Annotated in this window: 21 protein-coding genes; 10 read left to right on the top strand and 11 right to left on the bottom strand. The window is 72.9% G+C overall.

Annotated elements, in window-relative coordinates; all coding sequences use genetic code 11:
- Positions 1 to 21: 21 nt before the first annotated feature.
- Positions 22 to 1,911: a glycine-rich domain-containing protein gene (locus IE118_RS03170; RefSeq protein WP_189555674.1), complete on the bottom strand. Its 1,890-nt coding sequence runs from the start codon at positions 1,909 to 1,911 to the stop codon at positions 22 to 24.
- 209 nt (positions 1,912 to 2,120) lie between these two features.
- Between IE118_RS03170 and IE118_RS03165 the strand changes: the two genes are divergently transcribed.
- Positions 2,121 to 2,894, top strand: a complete 774-nt coding sequence (locus tag IE118_RS03165) for an IclR family transcriptional regulator (protein ID WP_189555673.1) — start codon at positions 2,121 to 2,123, stop codon at positions 2,892 to 2,894.
- Complete coding sequence (locus IE118_RS03160) at positions 2,891 to 3,745, top strand: SMP-30/gluconolactonase/LRE family protein (RefSeq protein ID WP_189555672.1); 855 nt, start codon at positions 2,891 to 2,893, stop codon at positions 3,743 to 3,745. The genes IE118_RS03165 and IE118_RS03160 overlap by 4 nt, the downstream gene beginning before the upstream one ends.
- A gap of 27 nt (positions 3,746 to 3,772) precedes the next feature.
- Here IE118_RS03160 and IE118_RS03155 read toward each other — a convergent pair whose 3' ends face one another.
- The 5 genes from IE118_RS03155 to IE118_RS03135 all read right to left on the bottom strand — a co-directional run bounded on the left by IE118_RS03155 (position 3,773) and on the right by IE118_RS03135 (position 9,426).
- Entirely contained in the window at positions 3,773 to 5,188 is a 1,416-nt protein-coding gene (locus IE118_RS03155) for an NAD(P)/FAD-dependent oxidoreductase (RefSeq protein ID WP_189555671.1), read from the bottom strand.
- Positions 5,178 to 6,377 (bottom strand): MAB_1171c family putative transporter, encoded by a 1,200-nt coding sequence (locus IE118_RS03150; protein ID WP_189555670.1) that lies wholly within the window; start codon positions 6,375 to 6,377, stop codon positions 5,178 to 5,180. Before IE118_RS03150 ends, IE118_RS03155 begins: the two co-directional genes overlap by 11 nt.
- A gap of 31 nt (positions 6,378 to 6,408) precedes the next feature.
- A complete protein-coding gene (locus tag IE118_RS03145) occupies positions 6,409 to 7,590 on the bottom strand; it encodes an MAB_1171c family putative transporter (RefSeq protein ID WP_189555669.1) in 1,182 nt (393 codons plus the stop codon).
- Positions 7,587 to 8,105 carry a toxin gene (locus IE118_RS03140; protein ID WP_189555668.1) on the bottom strand — a complete coding sequence of 173 codons (519 nt, stop codon included), beginning with the start codon at positions 8,103 to 8,105 and terminating at the stop codon, positions 7,587 to 7,589. The genes IE118_RS03145 and IE118_RS03140 overlap by 4 nt, the downstream gene beginning before the upstream one ends.
- A gap of 91 nt (positions 8,106 to 8,196) precedes the next feature.
- Positions 8,197 to 9,426, bottom strand: a complete 1,230-nt coding sequence (locus IE118_RS03135) for a DUF6545 domain-containing protein (RefSeq protein WP_189555667.1) — start codon at positions 9,424 to 9,426, stop codon at positions 8,197 to 8,199.
- A 254-nt stretch (positions 9,427 to 9,680) separates the two neighbouring features.
- Here IE118_RS03135 and IE118_RS03130 point away from each other — a divergent pair, with 254 nt between their 5' ends.
- The 4 genes from IE118_RS03130 (at position 9,681) to arfA (ending at position 14,603) form a co-directional block, all read left to right on the top strand.
- The gene (locus tag IE118_RS03130; protein WP_189555666.1) at positions 9,681 to 11,039 is read left to right on the top strand and encodes an extracellular solute-binding protein; all 1,359 of its coding nucleotides are present in this window, start codon (positions 9,681 to 9,683) and stop codon (positions 11,037 to 11,039) included.
- Positions 11,036 to 11,977, top strand: coding sequence for a carbohydrate ABC transporter permease (locus IE118_RS03125; protein ID WP_189555665.1), 942 nt, complete (start codon positions 11,036 to 11,038; stop codon positions 11,975 to 11,977). Before IE118_RS03130 ends, IE118_RS03125 begins: the two co-directional genes overlap by 4 nt.
- Positions 11,974 to 12,837, top strand: a complete 864-nt coding sequence (locus IE118_RS03120; protein WP_189555664.1) for a carbohydrate ABC transporter permease — start codon at positions 11,974 to 11,976, stop codon at positions 12,835 to 12,837. The genes IE118_RS03125 and IE118_RS03120 overlap by 4 nt, the downstream gene beginning before the upstream one ends.
- Positions 12,838 to 13,097: 260 nt before the next feature.
- On the top strand, positions 13,098 to 14,603 hold the full coding sequence (gene arfA / locus IE118_RS03115) for an arabinosylfuranosidase ArfA (RefSeq protein WP_189555663.1): 1,506 nt from the start codon (positions 13,098 to 13,100) through the stop codon (positions 14,601 to 14,603).
- Between the two features lie 30 nt (positions 14,604 to 14,633).
- Here the strand turns inward: arfA and IE118_RS03110 are convergent, their stop codons facing one another.
- The gene (locus IE118_RS03110; protein ID WP_189555662.1) at positions 14,634 to 17,408 is read right to left on the bottom strand and encodes a beta-galactosidase; all 2,775 of its coding nucleotides are present in this window, start codon (positions 17,406 to 17,408) and stop codon (positions 14,634 to 14,636) included.
- Positions 17,409 to 17,712: 304 nt separating this feature from the next.
- Here IE118_RS03110 and IE118_RS03105 point away from each other — a divergent pair, with 304 nt between their 5' ends.
- A complete protein-coding gene (locus IE118_RS03105; protein WP_189555661.1) occupies positions 17,713 to 18,363 on the top strand; it encodes a DUF4360 domain-containing protein in 651 nt (216 codons plus the stop codon).
- Between the two features lie 58 nt (positions 18,364 to 18,421).
- Here the strand turns inward: IE118_RS03105 and IE118_RS03100 are convergent, their stop codons facing one another.
- From IE118_RS03100 to IE118_RS03085, 4 genes are all read right to left on the bottom strand, one after another.
- Positions 18,422 to 19,633: a PucR family transcriptional regulator gene (locus IE118_RS03100; RefSeq protein WP_189555660.1), complete on the bottom strand. Its 1,212-nt coding sequence runs from the start codon at positions 19,631 to 19,633 to the stop codon at positions 18,422 to 18,424.
- Between the two features lie 209 nt (positions 19,634 to 19,842).
- Complete coding sequence (locus tag IE118_RS03095) at positions 19,843 to 20,784, bottom strand: hypothetical protein (protein ID WP_189555659.1); 942 nt, start codon at positions 20,782 to 20,784, stop codon at positions 19,843 to 19,845.
- Between the two features lie 38 nt (positions 20,785 to 20,822).
- Positions 20,823 to 22,397 carry a DUF6801 domain-containing protein gene (locus tag IE118_RS03090; RefSeq protein WP_189555658.1) on the bottom strand — a complete coding sequence of 525 codons (1,575 nt, stop codon included), beginning with the start codon at positions 22,395 to 22,397 and terminating at the stop codon, positions 20,823 to 20,825.
- Positions 22,398 to 22,502: 105 nt separating this feature from the next.
- Positions 22,503 to 23,138 (bottom strand): hypothetical protein, encoded by a 636-nt coding sequence (locus IE118_RS03085; RefSeq protein WP_189555657.1) that lies wholly within the window; start codon positions 23,136 to 23,138, stop codon positions 22,503 to 22,505.
- Between the two features lie 715 nt (positions 23,139 to 23,853).
- Between IE118_RS03085 and IE118_RS03080 the strand changes: the two genes are divergently transcribed.
- From IE118_RS03080 to IE118_RS03070, 3 genes are read left to right on the top strand one after another with little or no spacing between them, the layout of a single operon-like run.
- Positions 23,854 to 24,861, top strand: a complete 1,008-nt coding sequence (locus tag IE118_RS03080; RefSeq protein ID WP_189555656.1) for an ABC transporter ATP-binding protein — start codon at positions 23,854 to 23,856, stop codon at positions 24,859 to 24,861.
- Positions 24,858 to 25,622 carry an MlaE family ABC transporter permease gene (locus IE118_RS03075; RefSeq protein WP_189555655.1) on the top strand — a complete coding sequence of 255 codons (765 nt, stop codon included), beginning with the start codon at positions 24,858 to 24,860 and terminating at the stop codon, positions 25,620 to 25,622. Before IE118_RS03080 ends, IE118_RS03075 begins: the two co-directional genes overlap by 4 nt.
- A gap of 5 nt (positions 25,623 to 25,627) precedes the next feature.
- Positions 25,628 to 26,434 carry an MlaE family ABC transporter permease gene (locus IE118_RS03070; RefSeq protein WP_189555654.1) on the top strand — a complete coding sequence of 269 codons (807 nt, stop codon included), beginning with the start codon at positions 25,628 to 25,630 and terminating at the stop codon, positions 26,432 to 26,434.
- Position 26,435: the final 1 nt, after the last annotated feature.

The following is a 26,435-nucleotide window of genomic DNA, read 5'->3' as shown; positions in this document are numbered from 1 at the left end:
TCCCGCGCCCCGGCCGGCGGGTCAGCCGCGGCGGGAGCGCGGCCGCAGACGCGGGGAGAACCGCACGGCCGCGAAGCCCACGGCGGCCAGGCCGAGGGCGGCCGTCACCAGCAGGCCGATGCCGCCGGCACCGGTGTCGGCCAGACCGCCCAGCAGGCCGGTCGAGGAGCCGCCGTCCCCGGAGCCGCCGCCGGCGGTGCCGTCACCCGTGCCGCCGGTGCCGCCCTGGTCACCGTCGCCGCCCGTGCCGCCCGTGCCGTCGGAGGCGCCGGGGGAGGGTGTGGCGGACGGTTCCGCCGTCTTGTCCACCACCTCGACGGTGAAGGTCGTTCCGGCGCCGCCCGGCACCTTCGCGGTGACGGTGTACGTGCCCGGGACGTCACCGGCGACGATGTCCCGCGGGGCGGTGGCCCGGCCCTCGGCGTCGGCGGTGGCCGCGACACCCGAGACGCCGCCCCTGAACACGGGAGCGCCGTCGAAGCGGCTCGCCTCGATGAGGAAGTCGACCCGGGCGCCGGGGGCGGGCTCGCCGTCGTCGGTCACCAGGACCTGGAGCCGCTCGGGGAACGGCTGCCCGGGCAGGGTCCGCTGGCCGTCGCCGCCGACCGCCTCGACCTCGTTGGCCTGGGTCTTCACCCGCAGCTCGAACACCTTCGTCAGACCCGCGGACGTGGCGCGCACGGTGAACGCGCCCTCGGTGCGGGCGGCTGAGATGTGCGGGGTCCCGGCGCGGCCCTGCGCGTCGGTCGCGACGACGACCTTCCTGCTCAGCCGGTCGTCCTCGAAGGTGACGCCGAGCTTGTCCGGGTCCTCGATCTCGAAGGTGACGGAGGCCCGTTCGACCGGCTTGCCGTCCTTGTCCCGCACCAGCGCGGCCAGGGGCTCGATCGTGTGGCCCGGGTCGACGACCTGGTTGTCACCGGAGACGGCGCTCAGCTCCGTGGGGACGGTGCCCTTCCACTGCAGCACCACCCGCCCGGGCCCGCCCGGGGCGTTCGGGCCGCCCTCGGCGACGCCGGAGTCGACCGGGTTGTCGGAGGGCTCCCAGAACGGGTCGTCCTCCGCGGGCGCCCTGCTGCCCTCGCCGGTCAGCAGGCGCACGTCGCTCATCCGCTCCGGGTGCGCGTAGCTGGAGCCGCCGCCACCGCCGGCGGTGCGCCGGTCGTCCTCGGCCGACCCGGCACCGCCGCCACCGCCCGCGTAACCGGCACCACCGCCGCCGCCCCCGTAACGGCTGGTCTTCTCGCCGGCGCCGCCGGCACCGCCCTCGGAGGCGTCCTTGCCCGCGGCACCGCCGCCGCCCCCGGCGCCGCCGGTCCCCTTGACGGCGCCCTTGCCGCCGCCTTCGGCCTCGGTGGCGTCCGTGCCGCTCTCGCCGCCGGCGTTGCCGCCCGTTCCGCCCGAGGAGACGTTGCTGCTGCCTCCGCCGCCGCCACCGGCGACGACGAGGGCCGCGCCGTCCGCGGTGCGGATGGCGCTGCTGTTGCCGCCCCGGCTCGCGTGGGAGCCGCCGGAGGCACCGCCGAACGCGTCACCCGTGCCGCGCCCGCCCACCGCGACGGTCAGCGACTCGCCGGGCGTGACCTTCAGCGTGCCCCGGACCAGACCGCCCGCGCCGCCCGTCGTACCGGGGCCGCCGGCTCCGCCCTCGCCCCAGACCCGTACGTCCAGCGCCTCGACGTTCGCCGGGACCGCGAAGGTGCCCTTGCCGTCGCCGGTGACGGGCGGTGTGAACAGCCGGCAGCCGACGAAACCCTCGGTGGGCGTGCACACCGTGCCGGTCGGCGCCGCACCGGCCGCGGTGGCCGGTACGGACATCCAGCCGCCCGACACGGTCAGCGCGACGACGGCGACGGCGGCCGCGCCGGCGCGGAGACGGACACGGCGCGACGCGGAGCAATCCTGCTTCATTCACCACTCCAGCTCGGGAAAGCTCCCCCCCAGGGAGCCTCATGATGATGATCAGACGGGCACACACTATCTCCACGTCCCGCGCCGTCGGCCGCTCACCCATTGCCCCTCCGAGCGGGCTGTGGCTAGCCTGTGTTCGTCATGCCGATCGCCTGTTGAAATCTCGAACGAGGGCAGGCGCCTGAGACACACAAGGGAGGGGGCCGGTCGTGGGACGCCTCGTACCAGCCGTGACCCGGGCTCTCGACATTCTCGAGCTCTTCCTCGACGGGGACGGGACGCTCTCCGCCCCGGACATCGTGCGCAGGCTCCAACTGCCGCGCACCACCGTCCACGAGCTGGTGACCACGCTCGCCGCCCGCAAGTACATCGTCCCGGTGGCCGGCCAGCCCGGACGCTACCGGCTCGGCGTACGCCCGTACCAGCTCGGCGCCCGCTACGCCGAACACCTCGACCTCGCCGCCGAGGGCCAGCAGGTCGCCCGCTCCGTCGCCGAGACCTGTGACGAGACGGTGCACGTGGCGATACTCGAGGACACCGACGTCATCTACATCGCCAAGGTCGACTCCACCCACGCGGTGCGGATGGTGTCGGCGGCCGGCCGCAGACTGCCCGCCCACTGCACCTCCGTCGGCAAGATGCTGCTGGCCTCCCTTCCCGAACAGGAGATCGCCGCGCGCCTGCCCGACGACGCCGAGCTGGCCGCGATGACCCCCAACAGCATCACCGACCCGGCCGCCCTGCGCGAGACCCTCGCCGGGATCCGTGCCCGGGGCGTCGCCGTGGAGAGCCGCGAGTCCAACCCGGACGTCTCCTGCGTCGCCGCGCCGGTGCGCGACCGCACGGGACAGGTGGTGGCCGCCCTGTCCATCTCCGTACCGATGATCCGCTGGAGCGACGAGCGGCTGGGCGAGCTGGAACGGCTCGCCGTCGAGGGCGCCGCCGAACTGTCCGAGCGGCTGGGCCACAGGAGCGCGGCATGACGAGCACCTTCGACGTGGCGGTCCGCGCGGAGGCGGCCCTCGGCGAGGGTCCCACCTGGGACCCGGCCGCGGAACGCCTGCTGTGGATCGACATCCTCGGCTCCCGCGTCCACACCTACGACCCCGCCACCGGCCGGCGCACGGTGCGCCGCACCGAGCAGCACGTGGGCGCGGTGAAGCCCCGAGCGGGCGGCGGCCTCGTCCTCAACCTGCGGGACGGCATCGGCCTGACCGAGCCCGACGGCACCTTCCGCTGGCTGCACCGCGAGCCCGTCCCCGGCCGCCGCGGCAACGACGCCGCGGTCGCCCCCGACGGCAGCCTCTTCGCGGGCACCATGCGCTACGACGAGGCCCCGTGCGGCGGCACCCTCTCCCGGGTCTCCGGCGACGGGACGGTCAAGGTGCTCCTGGACGACGTGGCGGTGAGCAACGGCACCGGCTGGAGCCCCGACGGGCGGCTGATGTACTACGTCGACTCACCGACCCGCCGCCTCGACGTCTTCGACGTGGGCGAGGCGGACGGCCGCATCGGCAACCGGCGTTCGGTCGTCGCCGTCGAGCACGGCGCGGGCTTCCCGGACGGGCTGTGCGTGGACGCGGACGGGTGTGTCTGGGTCGCGCTGTGGGACGGAAGCGCGGTCCGCCGCTACACCCCGTCCGGGGAGCTGGACCGGGAGATCCGGCTGCCCGTGCCGCGGGTGACGGCCTGTGCCTTCGGGGGGCCTTCGCTGACCGACCTCTACATCACCACGGCCCGGGTGGGGCTGACCGCCCCGCACCCGCTGGCGGGCTCCCTCCTGGTGGTCCCCGACGCGGGCCAGGGCTTCCCCCAGCCCCCCTTCGCCGGCTGAGGAGCGGGGGCGAGAACCCTCCGGCGGTCACATCCCCGTACGGTCCAGCGAGCGCAGCACCTCCCGCTCCGCGGCCGTCAGCGGCGGGGAGACGGACGGCGGCAGCGGCGACCCCGCGGCGGCGGCCAGCACGGCACCCGGCCGGAACATCCGTGTCGGCGGCGCCAGCAGGCTGGTGACGTCCCAGATCGCCGAGGCCGCCGGGTACGAGCCCGTGGCCGCCCGCATCATCCGGCGGGTGTAGCCCGTCAGCACCCGGCCCCCCGCGGACGGCCGGCCGCCCCGCACCTCCGGGTACAGCACGTCCTGGCTGACGGCCATCGACCACGCGGCGTCCGCCGCGCGCGCCGCGCCCCGCACCACCCGCCGCGCCAGACCGGGCGAGCCGAGGCCACCGCCGCGGCCCGGCTCACGGCCCAGCTCACGGCCGAGCACCCGCGCGCCGAACGCGGCCACCGACATCCCGTGCCCGTAGGCCGGGTTGAACGTGGCCAGGGCGTCCCCCAGTACCACGAACCCCTCCGGCCAGTGCGGCAGTTCCTCCAGGTACCGCCGTACGTTGCTGGTGGACCTGCTCAGGTGGACGTCCGTCAGCGGCTCCGCACCGGAGATCAGGCGCCCCACGATCGGGTCGGGCAGGGCGAGCGCGTACCGCAGGAAGCCCTCCGGGTCGGCCGGCGGTTCACCCCCGCGGGAGCCGCCGCAGCTCACCAGCCAGCGGCCCCCCTCGATGGGCATGACCATCGCGCTCCGGCCCGGGCGCCGCAGGTACGGATTGGGCTGCACGATCGTCAGCGGGAAACGTTCCGCCCCGTCCGGCACCCGGTACACGCGCGAGGCGTTGACCAGTCCCGAGTCCACGGCCTGCTCCCGCACACCGGTCAGCCCGAGCCCGTCCAGCCAGCTGACCACCCGCGTCCCGCGCCCGCTCGCGTCCACCACCAGGTCCGCGTCGAGGTCCGTGTCCCCGCCGGGCGCCGCGATCCGTACCCCGCGCACCCGCCCCGCGGAACCCGTCAGCCCCACCACGGCCCCCCGGCGTATCTCCACCGGGGTCTGCTCCCGGACCGTCTCCCGCAGCACCCAGTCCACCAGCGCCCGGCTGCACGTCAGCATGACGGGGCCCTCGCGCCGCCACCGCCGCAGCCAGCCCTCGGGCGTGAGGGCGAGCATCCCCGAGCTGAGCGATATCTCGTGCGCCCCGGCGGCGAGCAGCCGCTTGCGCAGGTGCGCGCCCGGCAGCAGTTCCTCCATGGCCTCCATGCCGCCCGGCATCAGCAGGTGCGCGTGCCGCCCCTGCGGCAGCCCCTTGCGGTGGTCCGGGCCCTCGGGCAGCTCGTCCCGGTCCAGCACGACCACCTCGTCCGCCCCCGCGGCGGACAGGACGGCCGCGGCCAGCATGCCGGCCAGACCGGCACCGATGACGACAGCTCTACGCGACATGGGGCTCCTCGGGTTCGGTCAGGGTTCCAGGAAGGGGAGACGGCACCGCGCCGTCGGGTGTGGCGTCCGGGGCGGACGACCGGTGCAGCGCCTGGGCCAGTTCGACCAGCCCGCCGGTGCCCAGGACCTCGGTGGCGTGCAGCCGGTAGGTGCCGGCGCTCTCGGGGGGTTCCTCGCCGGCGGCGGCCCGCCGCGCCGCGTCGGCGACCATGGCCGCCTCCGCGGTCAGCCGCGCCCCGTGCGGGGAGCGGCCGGCGCGCAGGGCGGCGTCCCGCGCCCGCTCGCGGACCGTGTGGTCGAAGTACGGCGCCAGCGCGAGCAGCGCGTCGTGGATCGACACCTCGCGCCACTGCAGCCGGGCCCGGGGCAGCTCCCACCACGCGGTGGGGGGTTTCGGAGCGGTGGACACCGACCGCACCAGGGACCACAGCGGGGCCAGTCGCCGGTGGTCGGTCCACGCCCGCCGCTGGGCGGCCACCGACGGCAGCAGGTACCCCGCCGAGCACAGCAGCGCGGCCAGCGAGGCCATCGGCGGGGCGAGCGTGGTGGACAGGAAGTCGAGGTCGTGCCCGTTCCAGCGGGCCACGATCGCCGTGTACTTGGCCACCTGGAAGCCCACCAGGTCCAGCAGCGCGCCCACCAGGATCAGCCGCAGCCCGGTGCGCAGCGGGCCGCCGACCTCGCGCCCCCACTTCACGCAGACCGCGCACATCACCAGCATCGCCGCGCTGTGCCCGAGCAGGTACAGCAGGATCATCTCCCGCATGAACGGTGTGTTGGCGTAGTAGGTGTCCAGGTCCCGCAGCCGCTCGGTGTCCGCCTCGGCGAGCAGGAACAGCACCACGATGGCGGTCATCAGCAGGCCGTAGGCGGTGACGGTGCGCAGCACCCGGCGCCGCACCAGCTCGCGGGACCCGCCGCGCCAGTTGATCAGCAGCACCAGCACCGCGCAGCTGTACGCGCACAGGACGCTGTAGGTCAGCGGGGCACCGAAGTTGGGGACGCCGGTCAGCTCGTTGACGGTGGCCAGGGTGGCCGGGGCGGCGCAGACGAAGACCAGCGCGCCGAGGACGATCGCCGCGCAGGTGGAGACGGTCAGCGGGTTGCGCAGGGCTCTGCGCGGGCGGCGGAACAGCAGCACGGGGGTCATCCCGAAGACGAAGGCCGCCAGGTACACGACGAGGCTCATGCCGGCCGGCTCCTCTCCGCCGGGTGCCGGTTCACGCCGTCCCCGCCGTCGTCGTACCGCTCGCGACGGCGGGGGCGGGCGGCACGGGGGTGGTCCCGGCCAGCACGTCGGCGATCCGGTCGAGCACGGCCGGGTCCGGCACCCGGCCGGGGAGCCGGGCGCCGCCGCCGGCGGGGAGGGGCTCCGCCGGGTCCGCCTCCCGCAGCGCCGCGGTGGTGATCACCGCGGCCCAGGCGGCGGCCTCCGCCCGCTCCGGGTCCCCGGTCGCCGCCAGCACACCGGCGAGGGTCCGGTCGTACACCTCCCGGTCGAACCAGGCGTCGAGGTGGCCGAGCGCGTTGTGGATGCTGGTGCGGCGCCACATCAGACGGGTGGTGGGAGAGGCGAGCCGGGGACGGGGCAGCCGCAGCGCCCGGCGGGTGAGCAGTTCGTCCAGTGCCCGCTCCAGCGGCGCGAGCCGCGCGTACGTCCGCCGGGCCCGCCGCCACTCGTCGGCCCGGGGCGCCACCAGCGGCACCAGCACCCCGACGACCGTCAGCAGGGCGCCCAGTCCCGCGGCGGCCGGGGAGACGGTCGTGCCGAGCGCCGACCAGTCCCGGCCGGACCAGTTGGCGCCCACCGCGATCAGCTTGGTCACGCTGTAACCGGCCCCGCACAGCGCGCCCGTGGCGAGCAGCACCAGCCCCGCCCGCAGCCCGCCCCGCACCCGGCGCGCCCAGCGCAGCGCGGACACCGTGGTGACGGTGACGGTGGTGAGGTGCGCCAGCAGGTACAGCAGGATCATCTGTGCGATGAACGGCGTCGTCGCGTAGTAGGTGTCCAGGTCGGTACGGCGCTCCACCGGCGCGTCCCCGAGGGCGAACGTCACCGCGATGCCGAGGACGACGAGGGCGTAGGCGAGCACCCAGCGGCGGGCGGTGCGGCGGACCCGGGGCCCTCCGCGCCAGTGCACGATCAGGACCTGGGAGGCGGCGCAGTACCCGGTGATCGCCGCGTAGGTGAGGGGGGCGGCCAGGTTCGGCACGCCGCCGAGCCGGTTGACGGCGCCGACCGTCGGCGGCGCCCCGAGGAAGAAGCACAGCCCCGCCAGGCCCAGCACCGCGCAGATCGCCCGCAGGTACGGGTCGCGCCGGTGCCGCAGCAGATCGGGTGCCTTCACCAGCAGCCCGAGCCACAGCACCCCGCAGCTGACGTAGTTGATCAGGCCGCTCATCTCTTGGTCCCGCGGTAGTTGAGCGCGGCCCCGATGCGTCCGGCGAGGTCCTCCGGGTCCCCGTCGCCGGCCCGGGGGGTCTCTCCCGGCCCGGTGGGGGTCTCCAGCCAGGTGCGCAGCCGCCGGCCCATCAGCATGCCGAAGCGGTCGGCCTCCTGCTCCTCCGCCAGGCTGAAGTCGGTGCGCGCGGCGACGGGCCCCGGATGCGCACCCGCCTCGCGGTCGGCCTCCCGGCGGTTCATGTGCCACACCTCGTGGCAGAAGATCACGATCTGGTGCCACACGGCGGCCCGCTCGTCCACCACCACGTCGTCGTGGCCCTCCCGCTCCAGCCACAGGCCGCTCGCGGTCCGGGGCGGGAACGCGGCCCGGTGGACGACGACTTCGCGTCCCCGCCAGGCGCTGACGGAGGCGACCAGCGCGTCGAACAGCACGTCGGGGTCGGCCGGCACCGCCACGTCGATGGGGTCGATGAGGGCGTCAGCGAGACGACGCATCTCCTTCCTGGTACGCACCGCTGTCTCCTCGTTCCGCCGGCCGTCGCTCGGTCACCTGTGCAATATGTCAAGACGGGTGCCGTCCCGGCCAGTTCCCCGTGCGGCACGGTCACTCGGTGACCGCCACGGTGTCCCCGGGTGCCAGGGCGCGGGCGCGGACCTCCCGGACGAGGTCGGGGTGGCGCAGGGCGCGGGAGACCGCCCCGATCTCGCGGAGCAGCTCGGTGGTGTCGGCCTCGTGGCCGCCCTCGTCCCGGCCGGCCCCGGCGTCCACCGCGTCGAGGATCACCACGGCCGCGGCGACCGCCCTGGCCCGCTCCGGCGTCAGGCCCAGGCCGAGGGCGGCCCGGTAGGAGCGCTCGCGCAGCCGTTCGTCGGTGCGCCGGGCGAGGGGCAGCAGCACGTCGCGGATGAACGTCTCCCGCCGGGTCAGCCGCAGTTCGGCTCCGGCGCGCAGCACGAGCGGCAGGCCGGAGCCGTGCGCGGTGCGCATCAGCAGGTACAGCGGCCGCAGCCGGCGGTGGGCCACCCGGATCCGCCAGCGCTCGTGCAGGTACTGGCCGGCGTGCGGCAGGATGAAGCCGACCGCGATCGACACGGCCGACAGGCAGGCCAGGGCCGGGGCCACGTGCAGGCTCAGCCAGTCCAGGTCGTTGCCGCTCCAGCGGGCCCCCACGGCGGTGAGTTTGGCGGCGTCGAAGGCGAGGTTCAGCGCGTAGCCGATGCCCAGGAACTTCAGTCCCCAGCGCAGCCAGGCGTCGAGTCCCTCGGTGCGGATCCAGTTCCAGATCAGCTTCGAGGTGATGAGGACGGCGGTGGTGTGCGCGAGGAGGTACAGCAGGATCTCCTCGCGCATGAACGGCGTGTTGGCGTAGTAGGTGTCCAGGTCGCGGGTCCGCTCCACCGGCACGTCGGCGAGGGCGAACAGCACCCACAGCGCGGCGATGACGCCCCCGTAGACGGAGACGACCCAGCGGGTGGCGCGGCGGGTGGAGGGGGAGTGCTCGGGCAGTCCGTCGCGCCAGGCGATGATCAGCAGCAGGCAGGACGCGCAGAAGGCGGTCAGCAGTGAGTAGACCAGGGGTGCGGAGATGTTCGGCACGCCGGTGACCCGGTTGACCCGGGCGATGGTCGACGGGGCGACGAACACGAACACGGCGCAGGCGAGCAGCAGCAGTCCGCCGACCGCGCGCAGCAGCGGGTCCGTCCACAGCCGGATGATCGTCGGCAGTTTGATCGCCAGGGCGGCGGCCAGCACGCCGGCCGGGATCCACCAGAAGGACGTGTAGAAGGCGCTGAGGGACGAGGCGGGGCCCATGGCCGCGTCCGCGAACCCCATCGTGTCCCCTCACTCTCATCTGCCGCCGCACACAGGGTCGTTCGAGCCTACGCGGCCGGGAGTGCCCGCGTCATGCGATGCGCGGGCGCGGGCCGTCCCGCCGCGGGTTCTTGCCGGAGTTCTTGTCCGAACCATTGACGCGTTGGCGCATCACACCTACGGTCCCGTTCGAAGTTACGAGCGCCATTCGAGATATCGAACGCCAAGGGTCGAGTGAATGGGTTGGCACGATCCATGAGCAGATGGGGCACGGCATGGGACGACCTGGCCTGAACCGCAGGCAACTCCTCGCCGGATTAGGCGGGTTGACGGTCGCCGGAAGCTTCGGCTTCGCGGCGCTCGGAACGGGGGCCGATGCGCTCGCCTCCGGCGCGGACACCCGCGTGCGCTACTGGAACCTCTTCAGCGGCGGTGACGGGTACAACATGATCGCGATGCTGGACTCCTTCCGCGCGGAGCACCCCGGCATCGAGGTGAAGGACTCCACCCTCCAGTGGGGCAGTCCCTTCTACACCAAGCTCGCCATGGCCGCCGCGGGCAACCGCGCACCCGACCTCGGTGTCATGCACCTGGGCCGTGTCACCGGCTTCTCGCCCGGCCGTCTCCTCGACCCCTGGGACATGGAGCTGCTCGCCAAGTACGGCGTGAGGGAAGCCGACTTCAACCCCGAGCTGTGGAAACGCGCCGTCATCGACGGCAAGCTCTACGCCCTCCCGCTCGATATCCACGTCCAGCTCTGCTACTACCGCAAGGACGTACTGAAGAAGGCCGGCCTGCTCGGCGCCGACGGCCGGATGGTCCGGGTGACGTCGGCCGACCAGTGGTTCGACGTACTGAAGGAGGCCAAGAAGGCCACCGGGAAGGGGCTGCAGACCATCGGCCTGTGGCTCAACGACCAGAACTTCCAGTGGTGGTTCTTCGTCGCCTTCTACACCCAGCTCGGCGGCACCTGGTTCGACGACGCCCACACCGAGGTCACCTTCGACACCGACAAGGCCACCCAGGTCCTGGAGTTCCTGCGCCGCCACATCACCGACGGGTACGCCAACCCGAACTTCGGCGGCGGCGCGGGCGCCGAACAGTTCGTCAATGGCGCCCCCTTCGCCTGGGAGGGCAACTGGTCGGTGCCGGTCTTCGACACCGCGAAGGTCGAGTACGGGGCGACCCCGCTGCCGCCCGTCTTCGGTGAGCAGGCCACCCACGCCGAGTCGCACGCCTTCGTGCTCCCGCACCAGTCCGGCCGCGGCGGCGCCACCGACGAGGCCGCCCACCAGCTCGCCGCCTACATCGTCCGGCACGCCCAGCAGTGGGCCGCCGGCGGACACATCCCCGCCTACACCCCCACCCTGACCACGGACGCGTACCGGAAGCTCCAGCCGCAGAGCGAGTACGTCTCCGCGATGGACCACCAGGCCACCGAACCCAAGGCGTGGTTCGCCGGCTCCACCGGCATCCTCGCCCAGCGTGTCGGCCCCATCGTCGTCTCCTCCACGATGGGCTCCGCCGAGCCCGACGCCGTAGCCCGCCGGATGAAGAGCGAACTCACCACGCTCCTCGCCTCGAAGAACCCCATGGACGGCAGGACCGCCGCGCAGGGAGGTGCCGTCGCATGACGACGACCAGCGCCGAGACCGTCATCCGCCCGGCACGCGCCAAGACCGCCGCCGGCAGTCCCGCCGTCCGCCGCGGGCAGGGCTTCCAGCACGGCGTCTGGTTCACCGCCCCGTTCCTCGTGCTGTTCGCGCTCTTCGTGATCTGGCCGCTGCTGCGCGGTCTCTACCTCAGCCTCACCGACGCCAACATCTCCGGCGACGGCACGAGCTTCATCGGCCTCGACAACTACACCGAGGCCCTCGACGACCCCCTGGTGTGGGAGTCCCTCGGCCACAGCGCATACTTCACGCTCCTGGTCGTGCCCTGCATCACCGTCCTCGCCTTCCTCCTCGCCATGCTCGCCCACCACATCGAGCGCGGGAAGTGGCTGTGGCGGCTCTGCTTCTTCATGCCGTTCCTGCTGCCGTCCACCGTCGCCGCCAACCTCTGGCAGTGGCTGTTCAACCCCGGCACCGGCATGATCAACCACGTCTTCGGTCTCGAGACGCCCTGGCTGACCGACAAGTCGTACGCCATGCCGGCCATCGTCATCACCACCCTGTGGTGGACCGTCGGCTTCAGCTTCCTGCTCTACCTCGCCGCCCTCCAGGGCATCCCCGCACACCTCTACGAGGCCGCCGAGCTCGACGGCGCGAACGCCTGGCACCGCGTGGTCCACATCACCCTGCCGATGCTGCGCCACGTCACGGGCCTGGTCGTCGCCCTGCAGATCCTCGCCTCGCTCCAGGTCTTCGACCAGGCCGTGGTGATCCAGGACTTCGGCCCCGGCCCGGAGGGCTCGACCCGCACCTTCGTGCAGTACACCCTCGAACAGGGCTTCACCAGCTACCGCGTGGGCTACGCCTCCGCCGTCTCCATCATCTTCTTCGTGATCATCGCGGCCGTCGCCCTCGCCCGGATGTGGCTGCTGCGCAACCGTGAGGAGGGCGTCCGATGACCACCGCCGCACAGCAGACACGGGTCAGGCCCCGCCGGAGCTGGACACCCAGCCAGATCGTCCTCACCCTCCTCGGCACCGCCGTCTCCGTCGTCTTCCTCGCCCCGCTCGCCTGGGCCCTGTTCACCTCGTGGAAGTCGGAGACCGAGGCCGTCGAGGTACCGACGCACTGGCTGCCGAAGGAGTGGACCGGCCAGGCGTGGACGGCCATCTTCGAAACCGGCAACATCACCAACTGGTTCGTGAACTCGCTGGTGGTGTCCGTGTGCGTGACGGCGATCGTGCTGGTGACCAGCGCCCTCGCCGGATACGGCTTCGCCCGCACCGAGTTCCGCGGCAAGAACGTCCTGCTGGGCGTGGTGATGGCCGGCCTCATGGTCTCCCCGGCCGTCCTCGGCGTCCCCCTGTTCACCACCGTCCAGCAGATGGGCATGGTCGACACCTACTGGGGCATGATCCTGCCCCAGTGCGCGCCCGCCGCGATGGTCTACATCCTCTACAAGTTCTTCCAGGGCGTCCCCCGCGAACTGGAGGAGGCCGCCTTCATCGACGGCGCCGGCCGCTGGCGTGTCTTCCTCACCATCATCGTGCCGCTCTCCCGCCCCTCCCTCGCGGCGGTCGGCATCTTCACCTTCATCAGCTCCTGGAACAACTTCCTGTGGCCCTACATGGTCACCAACAACCCCGACCTGATGACCATGCCGAACGGCATCGCGACCGTCATGAACTCCTACGGCATCCAGTGGGCCCAGCTCATGGCCGGCGGCCTCATGGCGGGACTCCCGCTGATCATCGTCTTCGTCTTCTTCCAGCGCCAGATCGTGGCGGGCGTCGCCCACACCGGTCTGGCGGGTCAGTGATCGCCGTGAGAGGCCCGATGTGAAGCGCCCCGCGATCGTCACCCCGCTGACCGCGGCCGTCGTGGCCGCGCTGCCGCCCCACGACCGCCCGCGCCGACGCCGCTCACCCCGGCCCCCAGCCCCTCACCGGGCAGCAGACCCTCCACGACCCCACACTCAACCGTCCGAGCTGGAAGAAGAACGGCCGGCCCGTCGTGCGTCAGCGGCGCGGCGCGCCCCGGCGCGGCCGTGGACGAAACCGAACACCCGAAAGGACGACCTTGCGCACTGCCCGTTTCACCCTGGACCCCGCCTTCACCGTGGGTGAAGTCAACCCCCGCCTCTTCGGCTCGTTCGTGGAGCACCTCGGCCGCTGCGTGTACACCGGCATCTTCGAACCCGGCCACCCCACCGCGGACGCGGACGGCCTCCGCCAGGACGTCCTGGACCTCGTCAGGGAACTCGGCGTCACCGCCGTCCGCTACCCCGGCGGCAACTTCGTCTCCGGCTACAGGTGGGAGGACTCGGTCGGCCCCGTCGAGGACCGCCCGCGCCGCCTCGACCTCGCCTGGCGCTCGACCGAGACCAACCGCTTCGGGCTCTCCGAGTACATCGCGTTCCTCAGGAGGATCGGCCCCCGGGCCGAGCCCATGATGGCCGTCAACCTCGGCACCCGGGGTGTCGCCGAGGCCCTGGAGCTCCAGGAGTACGCCAACCACCCCTCCGGCACCGCGCTGTCGGACCTGCGCGCCGAACACGGCGACAAGGACCCCTTCGGCATCCGGCTGTGGTGCCTGGGCAACGAGATGGACGGCCCCTGGCAGACCGGCCACAAGACCGCCGAGGAGTACGGCCGCCTCGCCGCCGAGACCGCCCGCGCCATGCGGCAGATCGACCCCGGCGTCGAACTCGTCGCCTGCGGTTCCTCCGGCCAGTCGATGGAGACCTTCGCCGAGTGGGAGGCGACGGTCCTGAAGGAGACGTACGACCTCGTCGACCACATCTCCCTGCACGCCTACTACGAGCCGCACGACGGCGACATCGACTCCTTCCTCGCCTCCGCCGTCGACATGGAGTCCTTCATCGAGAACGTGGTCGCCACCTGCGACCACGTCGGCGCCCTCCTCAAGTCGAAGAAGAGGATCAACCTCTCCTTCGACGAGTGGAACGTCTGGTACATGTCGCGGTCCCAGGCCGAGGTCGCCGCCCTCGACTGGCCCGAGGCGCCCCGCCTCCTGGAGGACAGCTACAGCGTCACCGACGCCGTCGTCTTCGGGTCGCTGCTCATCGCGCTGCTCCGGCACGCCGACCGCGTGACCGTGGCCTGCCTCGCCCAGCTCGTCAACGTGATCGCCCCGATCATGACCGAGCCCGGCGGACCGGCGTGGCGGCAGACCACGTTCTTCCCGTTCGCCCAGGCCTCGGCGTACGGCCGCGGCGAGGTGCTGGACGTGCGCGTGGACTCCCCGACGTACGAGACGAGGAAGTACGGCGAGGCCGACCTGCTGCACGCCACCGCCGTACGCGCCGGGGACGGCGGTGTCACCGTCTTCGCCGTCAACCGGGGCCGCACCGAGCCGCTGCCGCTGGAGGTGGCGCTCGGCGGTCTGGGCCTCACCTCGGTCGTCGAGCACAGCGTCCTGTCCGACGCCGACCCCGACGCCCGCAACACCCTCGCCGAGCCGGAGCGGGTCGCCCCGCACGCGGCCGGCGGCACGACCCTTCGGGACGGCCGCCTCTCGGCCGTGCTGGAGCCGCTGTCCTGGAACGTGATCCGGCTGGCGTGAGCCGCACCCGGCGGCTCAGGCGCGGTGGGCTCAGCTCCCGGCCGGGTCCACCGCGTCCCGCGTCTCCACCGGTTCCACCGGCACCCCGCCGCGGGCCGCGCCCAGCAGCTTCAGCCGCACCGTGCCCGGCCCGGCGGGGGTGGTGCCGTCGGACAGCACCGCGAGGGCCAGGGTGTTGGCCCCCCGTGTGCGCAGGATCCCGTTCGGCAGGACGAAGGTGCGGCCGGTGCCCGCGTCGTTGAGGTACTGGCCCATGTTCCAGCCGTTGAGGAAGACCTGGACGCGGTAGGCGCGTTCCGGGTCGTCCTCCAGGACGAGTCCGACGGAGGCGTCCAGCTCCGGGTCGACGTCGAGGCGGAAGCCGGTGCGGTACCAGGCCACGCCCTGGCGCCGTTCCCCGTGCGGAAGGTCCACCGGGCGCCAGTCCCGGTCGTCGTGTCCCGGCAGGTGCCAGCCCTCGCGCTCCCCGTGCAGCCCGCCGTTGTTGAGGGGCCCGCGCGCCCGGTCCGGCGCGGCGGCCCCCTGGATCCGCCACTCCACGTCCGGGGCGCCGCCCCCGAACGCGGCGGCGGTCAGCCCGCGCGCTGCCTTGTACGCGTCCCGGGTCCGCTCGTCCCCGTCGTGCTGCATCGGCCGGACGAGCACCGACAGCACGTGCCGTCCCGGCTCGCGCAGCTCCGCGGGCACGGTGAACGTGGCGGTGGCCGTCCAGGTGCCCCGGTCCGCGGTGTCCCCGTCCGGCGCCGGCATGCGGTGGGTGCCGAGCGGCCGTCCGTCCAGCCAGGCCATCAGCAGGCCGTGCGGCCCGGTGCTGTACGACAGCGACACCGAGGTGATGCCGCGGGTGTCCGTCAGCCGGCCCCGGTACCAGACGTCGCCGTAGTGGAAGCCGTAGTCGTCCGCGAAGAGGACGGGCCCGTCGCCGGGCACGGGCGTGCTGCTGCGGGACGCCGTGCGGTCGGCGACCGTCCACGCCGAGTCGTCGAAGTCGGGCCGGGACTCCGGGTTCCCGGACCGGCGCCGCCAGCCGCCCAGCTCCGGCAGCGGCACGTCCGGCGCGTCCGGCACCATCCCCTCCATCACCAGGCTCCCGGCCCGGCCGACGTAGGTGCGCACCGGGTGGCCGTTCCAGGTCACGTCGGTGATCCCGCGCGGGCCCCACACCTCCACCCCGGTCTCGCCGACGACGTCGCCGACGAGGTGGACGGTGGAGCCGCGCAGTGTCGCCGAGCGCAGCATCGCCGGCCCGTAGACCAGCAGGGACCCGGAGGGCGTCTCGTACGGCCACAGGCGCAGCGCGGTGGCGTCGTCGGCGAACAGCAGCACCAGGGGGACGTCGGAGTCGCCCTTGTCGACGAACACCCGGCCCAGTCCGCCCTCACCGAGCGGCGCGACGACGTTCAGCCTGCCCCGGTCGTAGGTCCACGCCGGTTCGACGTCCGCGCGGAAGACCTCCGGCTGGGTCTCGCAGTCCAGCACGACCTGTGCGGTCTCGCCGGCGCGTCCGACGAACACGGCGACGTCCTGGCGTCCGGCGGTCATGCTCAGCAGGGGCTGCGCCGTGGTGTACGCCAGCTTGCGCCGGCCCAGCGCCAGCCCGGTGAACAGCAGCTTGACGTCGTGCGGTGCCACCGTGACCGGCACCTCGACACCGGTGCCCGGCAGCATCGAGCGGACCCGCTCGCCGGAGTCGTTGCGCACGACGTACACCTGGGTGCCGGTGTCGGGGTTGGCCAGGTGCTCCACGGTCAGCCGTCGGTCCGCCGCCCGCACCCGGTCCGCCCGGTCCAGCCGGGCGAGGTCGGGCACCGTCCGCACCAGGTGCCCGAACTGCTGGAGCGGGGCCAGTTCCGGTGTGGGCCGGCGGGCCTCGTCGAGCGGTGCGGAGGAGCCCTGCGGGCCGGGGCCGCCCGTCCCGGGCAGCCACCCCCACGCGGTCCCGCCGAACACCGTGGGGACGTCGTGCGCGGTGATGCCGCGGGCGAGGTCGCTCAGATGACCGGTCCGGTCGTGCCCGGCGCCGAGGCGGACGCCGGGCGCCCGCGGGCCGCCCTCCCGGCCGTCGGACAGCACGCCCGCGCGGAGGACCGGTACGTCGATGCGGTCGGCGCGCGCCTTCGCGTACAGGTGGGCGAGGTGGGCGCGCCCCGCCGGATCGGTGGCGGGGGCCGTGCTCCCGTCCCCGATCCGGTACAGCAGCACCGTGCCGCCGCCCGCGGTGTACAGGTGCCGCACGGCGATGGCGTTGACGGCGCCCAGCCACTCGTCGGCGTGCCGCAGGTACTCCGGGTCGTCGGTCCGCGCGGTCCCGGCGACGGCGGTCAGCCATCCGGGCAGCCCCCCGGCGTCCACGTCGGGGCCGAGGTAGGGGCCGGGGCGCAGGACGACGTACAGCCCCTCCTCGGCGGCCGTGTCCAGGAACCGGTTCAGGTCCCGCACCCCGGTGAAGTCGTAGGTGCCCGGTGCGGGGGAGTGGTGGTTCCACGGCACGGGGACGCTCACCGCGTTGTGTCCGTGGGCGCGCAGCTTCTGCAGCACGTCCCGCCACAGGGACGGGCCGGGCAGCCGGTGGAAGGGCAGGCCGGCGGACCACAGCACCAGGCGCCGGCCGTCGACCAGCAGGGAGTACCGGTCGAAGCCGACCCGGTGGCGCCTGCCGTCGGCGCGCGGCACGGGGGGCGGCGGACCGGTCGGCACCACGCGCGGGCCGCCCGCGCCGGGCGCCGCCCCGCCGCTGCCGGCCAGGGCGAGACCGAGCGCGGCCGTGCCGGCCAGCGCGGTGAAGGTGCGCCTGCTGAGCTCCAAGGGAGCGCCTCCTGGTCCTGGTGTCACGAGCGGTGCCTGGTGGGTCATTGTCTACGAACGGCGACCCGCCGTTCACACGCCCGTCCCGGTACGCCGCTTCCGTCCGCTTCCGTGGTGGTGGAAGTGAATGGCCGGAGTTCGCCCTGTCCGGCCGTCGCGGGGCTCCATACGATGCGAGCGCTCCCGGCCTTCACGCCACCTTCACGCCTCCTCCACGAGGCCGGGAGCGCCGGCGCACATCCGGCGACATGTTTGGCATGTGCATGACGCTTCAACGACACCCCCCACCGAAGGACGGAGAACCATGGCTGGTGGCCTGCTCATGGGTGCGGCGGCGGCCGCGCTCCTCACCGCCGCGTTGCCCGCGCACAACCCGTCGACCGGGTTCGAGGACCCGCCGCCGGACAAGATCGTCATCAAGGTCGCCACGGTGAACGGCTCGGGATGCCCCCAGGGCACGGCGGCCGTCGCCGTCTCGGCCGACAACACCGCGTTCACCGTGACGTACAGCGACTACCTAGCCCAGGCCGGCGGGAACTCCGAACCCACGGCCTCCCGCAAGAACTGCCAGCTCAGTCTGCTGGTCCACGTCCCCCAGGGCTTCACCTACGCCATCGCCAGCGCGGACTACCGGGGCTTCGCCTCGCTCCAGCCCGGCGCGAGGGGGACGCAGCGGGCGTCGTACTACTTCCAGGGCTCCCCGAACACGGAGTACCGCACCCACCCCTTCGCGGGCCCCTACGACGACAACTGGCAGGCCACGGACGAGACCGACTGGGCACAGCTCGTCTACGCCCCCTGCGGGGTCCAGCGCAACTTCAACATCAACACGGAGCTGCGCGTGAGCGCCGGGACCTCCTCGGCCGACGAGGTCAGCTTCATGACGATGGACTCCACCGACGGGGACATCAGCACGGTCTACCACCTCGCGTGGAAGGAGTGCCCGGACGACTGACCGGCGGGCCGGGCGGGGGCGTGCGCTCCCGTCCGGCCGCCCGGCGGCGGGCGGGTGATCACCGCCCGTCGTGGTCGTTCCGCAGATGCAGGGAGCGCAGGGCCACCTCGATGGCGAAGCGGCGGTCGGGGTCGCTCAGACGGTCGCCCAGATAGGTGTCCAGGTTGCGCAGGCGGTAGCGCACGGTCTGGGCGTGCACGCCCAGCATCTCGCCCACCTGCTCCGCCGGGGCCCGGGTGGAGATGTGCACCCGTAGCGTCTCGACGAGCCGGTCGCGCCGGCTGGGCGGCAGCCCGCGCAGCGGTGCCAGCTCCCGGGAGGCGAGGTGACCGACGAGGGCGGGGTCGGCCAGCAGCCACAGCGTGGTCAGGTGGTCCTCGCACCGGATCAGCGGAGCGTCGGGCAGCACGCCGTCGTCGACGAACTGCAGCACGCGGCGCGCCCAGCGGACGGAATCGGCGGCCTGCGCGACCGGTACGGTCAGGCCCATGGCGGCACGCGTGCCGGCCAGCGCCGTGCCGAGCATCGAGAGGCGGTGCGGGGTGAGGTCCCCGGGGACGAGCAGGTGCGGCTGCGGGATGTCGAGATCGGCGAGGACGTCACCGTCGAGGGCGGCCTGGATGTGGTCCGGCACCGGGGGCCGGAGGGCGACGAGGGTGCACGTCGCGGGGAGTTCCCAGGCGGCGGCCTCGCACAGCTCCGAGACGGTCGAGCGGGGCAGCGGGGACGAGGCGAGGATGAGGTGGAGCAGCCGTCTTCGTAACGCGGTCATCTCCGACGTGGCCCGCTCCCGCACCTCGGTGTACCCCTCGCGGGTGACCGCCTCCAGTTCCTCGACGTAGGCGAAGAGGGCGTCGGCGAAGGCGAGGATGAGGGCGGGGGAGAGGTTGTACTGCCGGCCCACCGTCCTGGCCCGGCGCAGCGCGATGCGGGCGCCGAGCCGGTAGGCGCTCTGCAGGGTCTCCAGGTCACGGCCCTCGTAGGCCTCCACCCGGCCGAACCTGCGCAGCAGTTCGTCCCGCAGTTCCGAACTGCGGCCCGGGTCGGCCACCCGGTCCACGAACGCGACCAGCGCCTGTTCCACGCCCTGGCGGATCGCGTCCCCGTTCGGGCCGTTGAGCAGCCGGCCGTACACCGGATAGGCCCGGGTGACCTCGGTCCGTATCTCGTTCAGCAGCCCCGGCAGCTCCGGCCGGATGAAGGTCGCGAACCTCCTGGGTAACGGCTCGAGCGGTTCACCGGCCTCCGGGGACCGTGCGATCGTGGGCATCAGCCACCCCTTGCTCTCCGACGTGTCCGGCGGGCGGCCGGGCGGGGCCGTCCGCCGGGCGGACGGCCCCCGAACCCGCCGGGGCGCGCCGGTCTGGGACGCTGAAGCTAAATCAACTCCGTTGCTTTGTACACCGTTGTCATCGGAAAAAACTTCACCGGTGGACGACCCGGCCGCCGGGACGGCCGGGAACCGCCGCTGCGTGGCCGTTACCCGACGGCGGAGTGCCAGTTCTCGGCGAGCACCTTGCCCGCGTCGGGGGCGACCGTGCCGGGCGCGTTGAGGCCGCTGAGGTGGGTCCGGGTGTCGTTGAGGGTGAGGCTGTTGTTCCCGGAGGCGGAGGGCAGTCCGGTCTTGGCGTTGACCGCGGCGTTGATCAGTCCGACGTCCAGGCCGCATCCGGTGGCGGCGGGCACCGAGAAGACGCTGTCGTTCTGGGTGGCGCCGGTGAGGTTGATCCGGCTCATCTCCCCGGCCTCGTCGGGTGTGCCGTCGCCGGAGAAGAAACTCATCCCGAACTCCGGGTAGTTGCGGTTCTCCGGGCGCAGCAGGATGGGATTGGCGGCCGTGCCGATGTAGCACTTGCCGCCCAGGAGGGGGTTCTCCAGGTGGATCCGGACCGGCAGGGCGACGATGGGCAGGTCCGTCAGGATGCCCGCCGTCTGGTCGAAGGCGTAGGGCGCGCCGACCGACTCCACGGTCGCGGTGATCCGGTTGAGCGTGGAGTTGTCGAGCGACTTGCAGATCGCCGTGATCACCGGCACGTTGCTCGGACACATCAGGCCGAGCAGGCCGCCGGGCACGGTGGCGGAGTCGGCGATCAGGGCGCCGGAGGGCGGGGCGACGACGCTGCTGGTGCCGTCCGCGTTCTGCACGATGCCCATCTGCAGGTTCGTCCGCCCGGTGACCACGGTGGTCTTGCCGAGCTTGATGGAGCCGCTCGCGGAGGTCGAGACCACGCACTGCGGGGTCTTGGCCAGGCCGTCGGCGGCCAGCATCGCCGGGGCGTCCACGGGGCAGCGGGTGAAGGGGCCCCATTCGCCGTTCAGCCGGGGCTCGGCGGCGGTCGCGGTGCCCAGGGAGGCGAGGGCGCCCAGCGCGGTCAGGGCGGAGACGGTGGCGAGTCGGGTGCGGGTGCGCGGTGTCGACATGGGGTGGCCTTCCGTGAAGGGGGGAGGGGAGGTGGGGCTCAGCGCTCGGGGACGGGGATCTCCAGGGGCTGCAGGTCCTCGGTGCACTCGTCCGGGTTGAAGACCTGCACCGCGCACGTCTGGCCCTGTGTCTGCTTGACGTAGTTGCCGGGACCGGAGACGGAGGCGGTGAGGAGACGGTCGAGGTTCTCGCCGCCGCTGCCGCAGCCGGTGAAGGCCGGGATGGTCATCTCCCCGGTCAGCTGGCCGCCCGAGCTGAGCAGGTAGCCGACGGGCTGGTCGGGGGGCTGGTGGGTGCTGCTGCCGGTCAGCAGCAGGTGGTCACCGGGGAACCGCGCGGGCTCGGGCTCGGGGGAGCGCAGCGGCCCCTTCGTCCGGCAGCGGGCCCCGACCTCCAGGGGGACGCCGTTGACCTCGAGCGCGGTCACCCGCAGCACGAGCGGGATCCGTACCCGGGTCTCCAGCTCCGTGTACAGGGTGACGAACGAGGTCTCGCCGTGCGCGTCCATGGTCATGGGGCCGGTCTGTTCCAGCACCATGGTGGCCTTCGTGGGGGTGAAGCCGAAGGTCAGGAAGGTGGCCTCGAACGGAGGGGTCTGCGCACGGCCCCGGTGGCGGAGCGTGCCCTCCGAGTGCTGGGTCAGGTGGCCGCCGGTGAAGTCCGGGAAGAACTCGATGTCGGTGGGCCCCTGTTCGATCAGCACGCAGGAGAGGGGGAGGAGCGAGGCCCCCTTCAGCTTGGCCACGTTCGAGTAGCCGGTGACATAGGCGTTCAGGGAGGCCGACGTGGACGGGTGGGCGTCGTCGTACCGGCACGGCGGGGCCTCGCGGTCCGCGGCGGTGCCGCCGGGCGGGGCCTCGGCCACCTCCGGGGCGCGGTCTCCCTGCCGGTCCCCGGGCCCGTCCGGCCGCGCGGACGGCGAACCGGACGCCCCCGGGGAGGCGGACGTGCCGCCCGGCTCCGGCGTGCCGTCCGGCTCCGGCGTGCCCGCACCGACCGGCACGGTGGCCAGCGGCTCCTGCTCCCCCGCGGCGGCGGGGGAGCAGTCGACGGTCAGCGCGCCGGTGCCGGCGGCCGTACCGTCCGCGGTGGCGAGCGCCAGGTCGACGGCGAGGGACCCGGCGGAGAACGTCAGGTCGCCGCTGCCGTGTCCGGTCACCGAGGCCACGTCGCCCGTCGTGGTGAGGGCCAGCCGCCCGGAGCCGGGCAGGGGTACCGGCTCCGCGGAGCCCCGCCAGGTCGCCTCGGCCGTGGCCCCGTCCTGGGCCACGCCGACGGTGAGCCGGGTGGCGGGCCGGGCGGTGGCGGCCCCGAGCGCGGCGAGGTCCGCGACGGCTTCCGCCGGGAGTTCCACGGTGGTGGTGACACCGGCAGGCTCGACCGGTTCGCCGGTCCCGGCCCGCTCCGGGAACACCGCCGAGATCCTCACCTGTGCGGGCTGCTGCCCTGAGGGCAGCGCGCAGAGGTAGGGGAACGCGGCGTCGACCTCCTGGGTGCCCGCGGCGGTGGCGGTGGCCGGGACGAGGGCGGCGACGACGACGAACGCGCCGATGACGGCGCCCCTGGCGCGGGCGCGGGACGACAGCGGCGCGGCGGCACGGTGGCCTTCCATACAGCTCCACTCGACTCGTTCGGGACCGGCGTGCGAAGACGGACCGGGCAGGCCCGCGTCCGCCCGGCCGGAGTGCCGGCCGGGCGGACGCGAACGGGCGGTGCCCTACGGGTTGGTGCCGACGATCTTCGGGACGGTGCCGTTCGACGCCTTGATGGTGTAGTTGCCCTTGAAGGTGGGCTTGGTGGCGGTCGTGACCACCGAACCGCAGTTGACGGGGGCGGGGCTGGCGCTGACGGCCAGTTCGCCCGCGACGCTGCTGACCGACAGGACGCCGGTGGAGTTGGTGTAGGTGGCCGAGGCCTTGCCGGTCACCGTGAACTTGCAGGCGCCGGCGGTGACGTTGGCCTTGACGTTGCCGACGTAGCCCTTGGTGACACCGGTGGCGGCGGTGTAGTCCTGCGCGACGACCGTCCAGGGGGTGACCGCCACCGTGGTGACGTTGCCCAGGACGCTGGTGCAGGGGGAGCCGGCGGTGCCGAAGTTGATGGCGCTGATGGTGGCGACGGTGGCGGGGTTGCCGGTGGCGCTCGCCATGCTGCCCGAGGCGCCCGAGGTCGTGCAGGTCATCGGGATGGTGGCGGTGAGCACGATGTTGCTGCTGTTGGTCGCCGTGTAGCTGCCCGTGGGGGTGACGGTCCACACCGTGGAGGGCACCGCCGAAGCGGGTGCCATGGTGAGGCCGAAGGCGGCCGCGGCCGCACCCGCCACGACGACCGATCTTCTCGAGTTCTTCTTCATGGCTTCAGGACTCCTTCGGGGTTGGCCAGAGATGGGCCGTGGCCGGGTCGTTCGAGGGGAGGGCCGTGCGGCCCGCGGCTCGGTGGTCCCTGTCCGCGGTCCCTGACGTTACGGGCGGGTAACTCGGCCGGACAATGGCGCCGTTCATGATTCTTTGAAAAGCGCAACCATCTGTTCCCTGGGTGAGTGGACGGCCGTTCGACTTAGTCACCGGCTGTCAATGTGGAGGTGCGTTCCGGGAGGTGCCCGGGACGGCCGGTCCGTCGGCCCGCCCGGGGCCGCAGGGCTCACCGAGTGACAATTCCGCGGCCTTTTCTTGTCTGCCGGATGACACGTTCGGGAGGGCTGCGGAGGATCTCCCGGGAAACTCCCCTTCCCGTATTGCCCGCCGAGGTTACTCGGCCGTAACGTGCCGGTGCGGTGCACGGTTCCAGGTCGGCGCCCCCCTGCCGGCCCGTCGCCGCGACGGGTGGTCCGCCGCGGCGCCGTCCTCGTGGCCGGACCCCGTCGGCGGGGTTCCGGGGTCCCACCCCTCCCGGGGCCGCGGAACCCTGCCTGTCTCCGTGGAGACAAGCCCGGGGGCGGCATGTTGTCTGCGGGGTGACAAAGAGCGGAGGGGGTGCGGGAAGCCGGCGTCGTACCCGTTGTCACGGCGTCCCGCGCCGACTTGACTGCGCCCGCGGTCCGCATCCGACACGCGTCCGGTGGAGGTGATATGGGAATCGAAGTGGTGGTGGAAGGACTGACCAAGTCCTTCGGCAGGCAGAGCGTCTGGCGGGATGTGACCCTCACCCTTCCTGCCGGAGAAGTGAGTGTGATGCTCGGTCCGTCCGGCACCGGAAAGACCGTCTTTCTGAAATCCCTCATAGGGCTGCTCAAACCCGAGAAGGGCCGTGTCCTCATCAACGGGGTGGACATGGTGAACAGTCCCGAAAGGGAGATATACGAGACCCGGAAATTGTTCGGGCTCATGTTCCAGGACGGAGCCCTCTTCGGGTCCATGTCCCTGTTCGACAACATCGCCTTTCCGCTGCGCGAGCACACCCGCAAGAAGGAGTCCGAGATCCGCCGCATCGTCATGGAGCGGATCGAGGTCGTCGGGCTGCTGGGCGCGGAGGGCAAACTGCCGGGCGAGATCAGCGGCGGCATGCGGAAACGGGCCGGTCTGGCCCGCGCGCTCGTCCTGGACCCGCAGATCATCCTCTGCGACGAGCCGGACTCGGGGCTCGACCCGGTCCGCACCGCCTATCTCTCGCAGCTGCTGATCGACCTGAACGCGCAGATCGACGCGACGATGCTGATCGTCACCCACAACCTCGACATCGCCGCCACGGTGCCCGACAACATGGGGATGCTCTTCCGGCGCGAGCTGGTCACCTTCGGGCCGCGCGAGGTACTGCTCACCAGCGAGGAGCCCGTCGTCGCCCAGTTCCTCGACGGCCGGCGCGAGGGTCCCATCGGGATGTCCGAGGAGAAGGACGCGGCCACCCTCGCCGCCGAGGCGGGCGCCGGTGCCGCCCCGGCCCCGCCCCGCCGGATCGTGCCCCAGCTGGAACCGTCCCCCGGTCTGCCGCCGCGCGCGGCCGTCGCGCGACGACGCCGGCGTGTCATGGCGATGGTGGACCAGTTGCCGCCCGCCGCGCGCTCCGCCATCCGCGAGACCTACGCCGCGGACGCCGCCGCCCCCACCCTGACGGCGCCCTCCGCCGGGAGCGGCACATGATCATCGGCGCGCTCCGGCAGACCGGCCGGCTCTTCGCGCTCGCCGCCGAAGTCAGCCGTGCCGTCTTCCGCAGACCGTTCCAGTTCCGCGAGTTCGTCGAGCAGTTCTGGTTCGTCGCGAGCGTCACCATCCTCCCCGCCGCCCTCGTCTCGATCCCCTTCGGCGCCGTCATCGCGCTCCAGGTCGGCTCCCTCACCCAGCAGCTGGGCGCCCAGTCGTTCACCGGGGGCGCCAGCGTCCTCGCCGTCGTCCAGCAGGCCAGCCCGCTCATCGTCGCCCTGCTGATCGCCGGCGCCGCGGGCTCCGCCATCTGCGCCGACCTCGGCTCCCGCACCATCCGCGAAGAGCTCGACGCCATGGAGGTCATGGGCGTCTCGCCCGTGCAGCGCCTGGTCGTCCCCCGGGTCCTGGCCACCATGGCCGTGGCCGTCCTGCTCAACGGCCTGGTCTCCGTCGTCGGCACCCTCGGCGGCTACTTCTTCAACGTCATCCTGCAGGGCGGCACCCCCGGCGCCTACCTGTCCAGCTTCTCCGCCCTCGCCCAGCCGGCCGACCTCTACGTCAGCGAACTCAAGGCACTCGTCTTCGGCTTCATCGCGGGCATCGTCGCCGCCCACCGGGGACTCAACCCGCGCGGCGGCCCCAAGGGCGTCGGCGACGCCGTCAACCAGTCCGTCGTCATCACCTTCCTGCTGCTCTTCTTCGTGAACATGGTGATGACGGCCGTCTACCTCCAGATCGTCCCGCCGAAGGGAGGCTGAGGCCGATGGCCTCCCCGCTCGCCCTGCTCGACCGGTCCGGCGACCACCTGCTCTTCTACGCCCGGGCGCTGCTGTGGGTCCCGCGGACCCTGCACCGCTACCTCAGGGAGGTGCAACGCCTCCTCGCCGAGGTCGCGTTCGGCTCCGGCGGCCTCGGCGTCATCGGCGGCACCATCGGCGTGATGATCGCGATGACGCTCTTCACCGGCACCGTCGTCGGACTCCAGGGCTACGCGGCCCTCGACCAGATCGGCACGGCCGCGTTCACCGGATTCGTCTCCGCCTACTTCAACACCCGCGAGATCGCCCCGCTCGTCGCCGGGCTCGCCCTCTCGGCGACCGTCGGCGCCGGTTTCACCGCCCAGCTCGGCGCCATGCGCATCAACGAGGAGGTCGACGCCCTCGAAGGCATGGGCATCCGCTCCATGCCCTACCTGGTCACCACGCGCATCATCGCCGGGGTCGTCGCCATCGTCCCGCTGTACGCGATCGGGCTGCTCTCCTCCTACCTCGCGTCCCGCTCCGTGACCGTCCTGTTCAACGGCCAGTCCCGGGGCACCTACGACCACTACTTCAACCTCTTCCTCTCCCCGACGGACGTCCTGCTGTCGGTGCTGAAAGTGCTGATCTTCAGCGTCATGGTGATCCTCGCCCACTGCTACTACGGCTACCGCGCCACCGGAGGCCCCGCCGGCGTCGGCGTGGCCGTCGGCCGGTCGGTGCGCAACGCCATCGTGCTGATCAGTGTCACCGACTTCTTCCTGTCGCTCGCCCTGTGGGGCGCGACCACGACCGTGAAGGTGGCGGGGTGAG

Origin of the sequence: Streptomyces pilosus (assembly GCF_014649835.1) — a bacterium.
Classification (GTDB): Bacteria; Actinomycetota; Actinomycetes; order Streptomycetales; family Streptomycetaceae; genus Streptomyces; species Streptomyces pilosus.
Note: the sequence above shows the minus strand (reverse complement) of the source record. Positions and strands in the feature narration are given on the sequence as shown.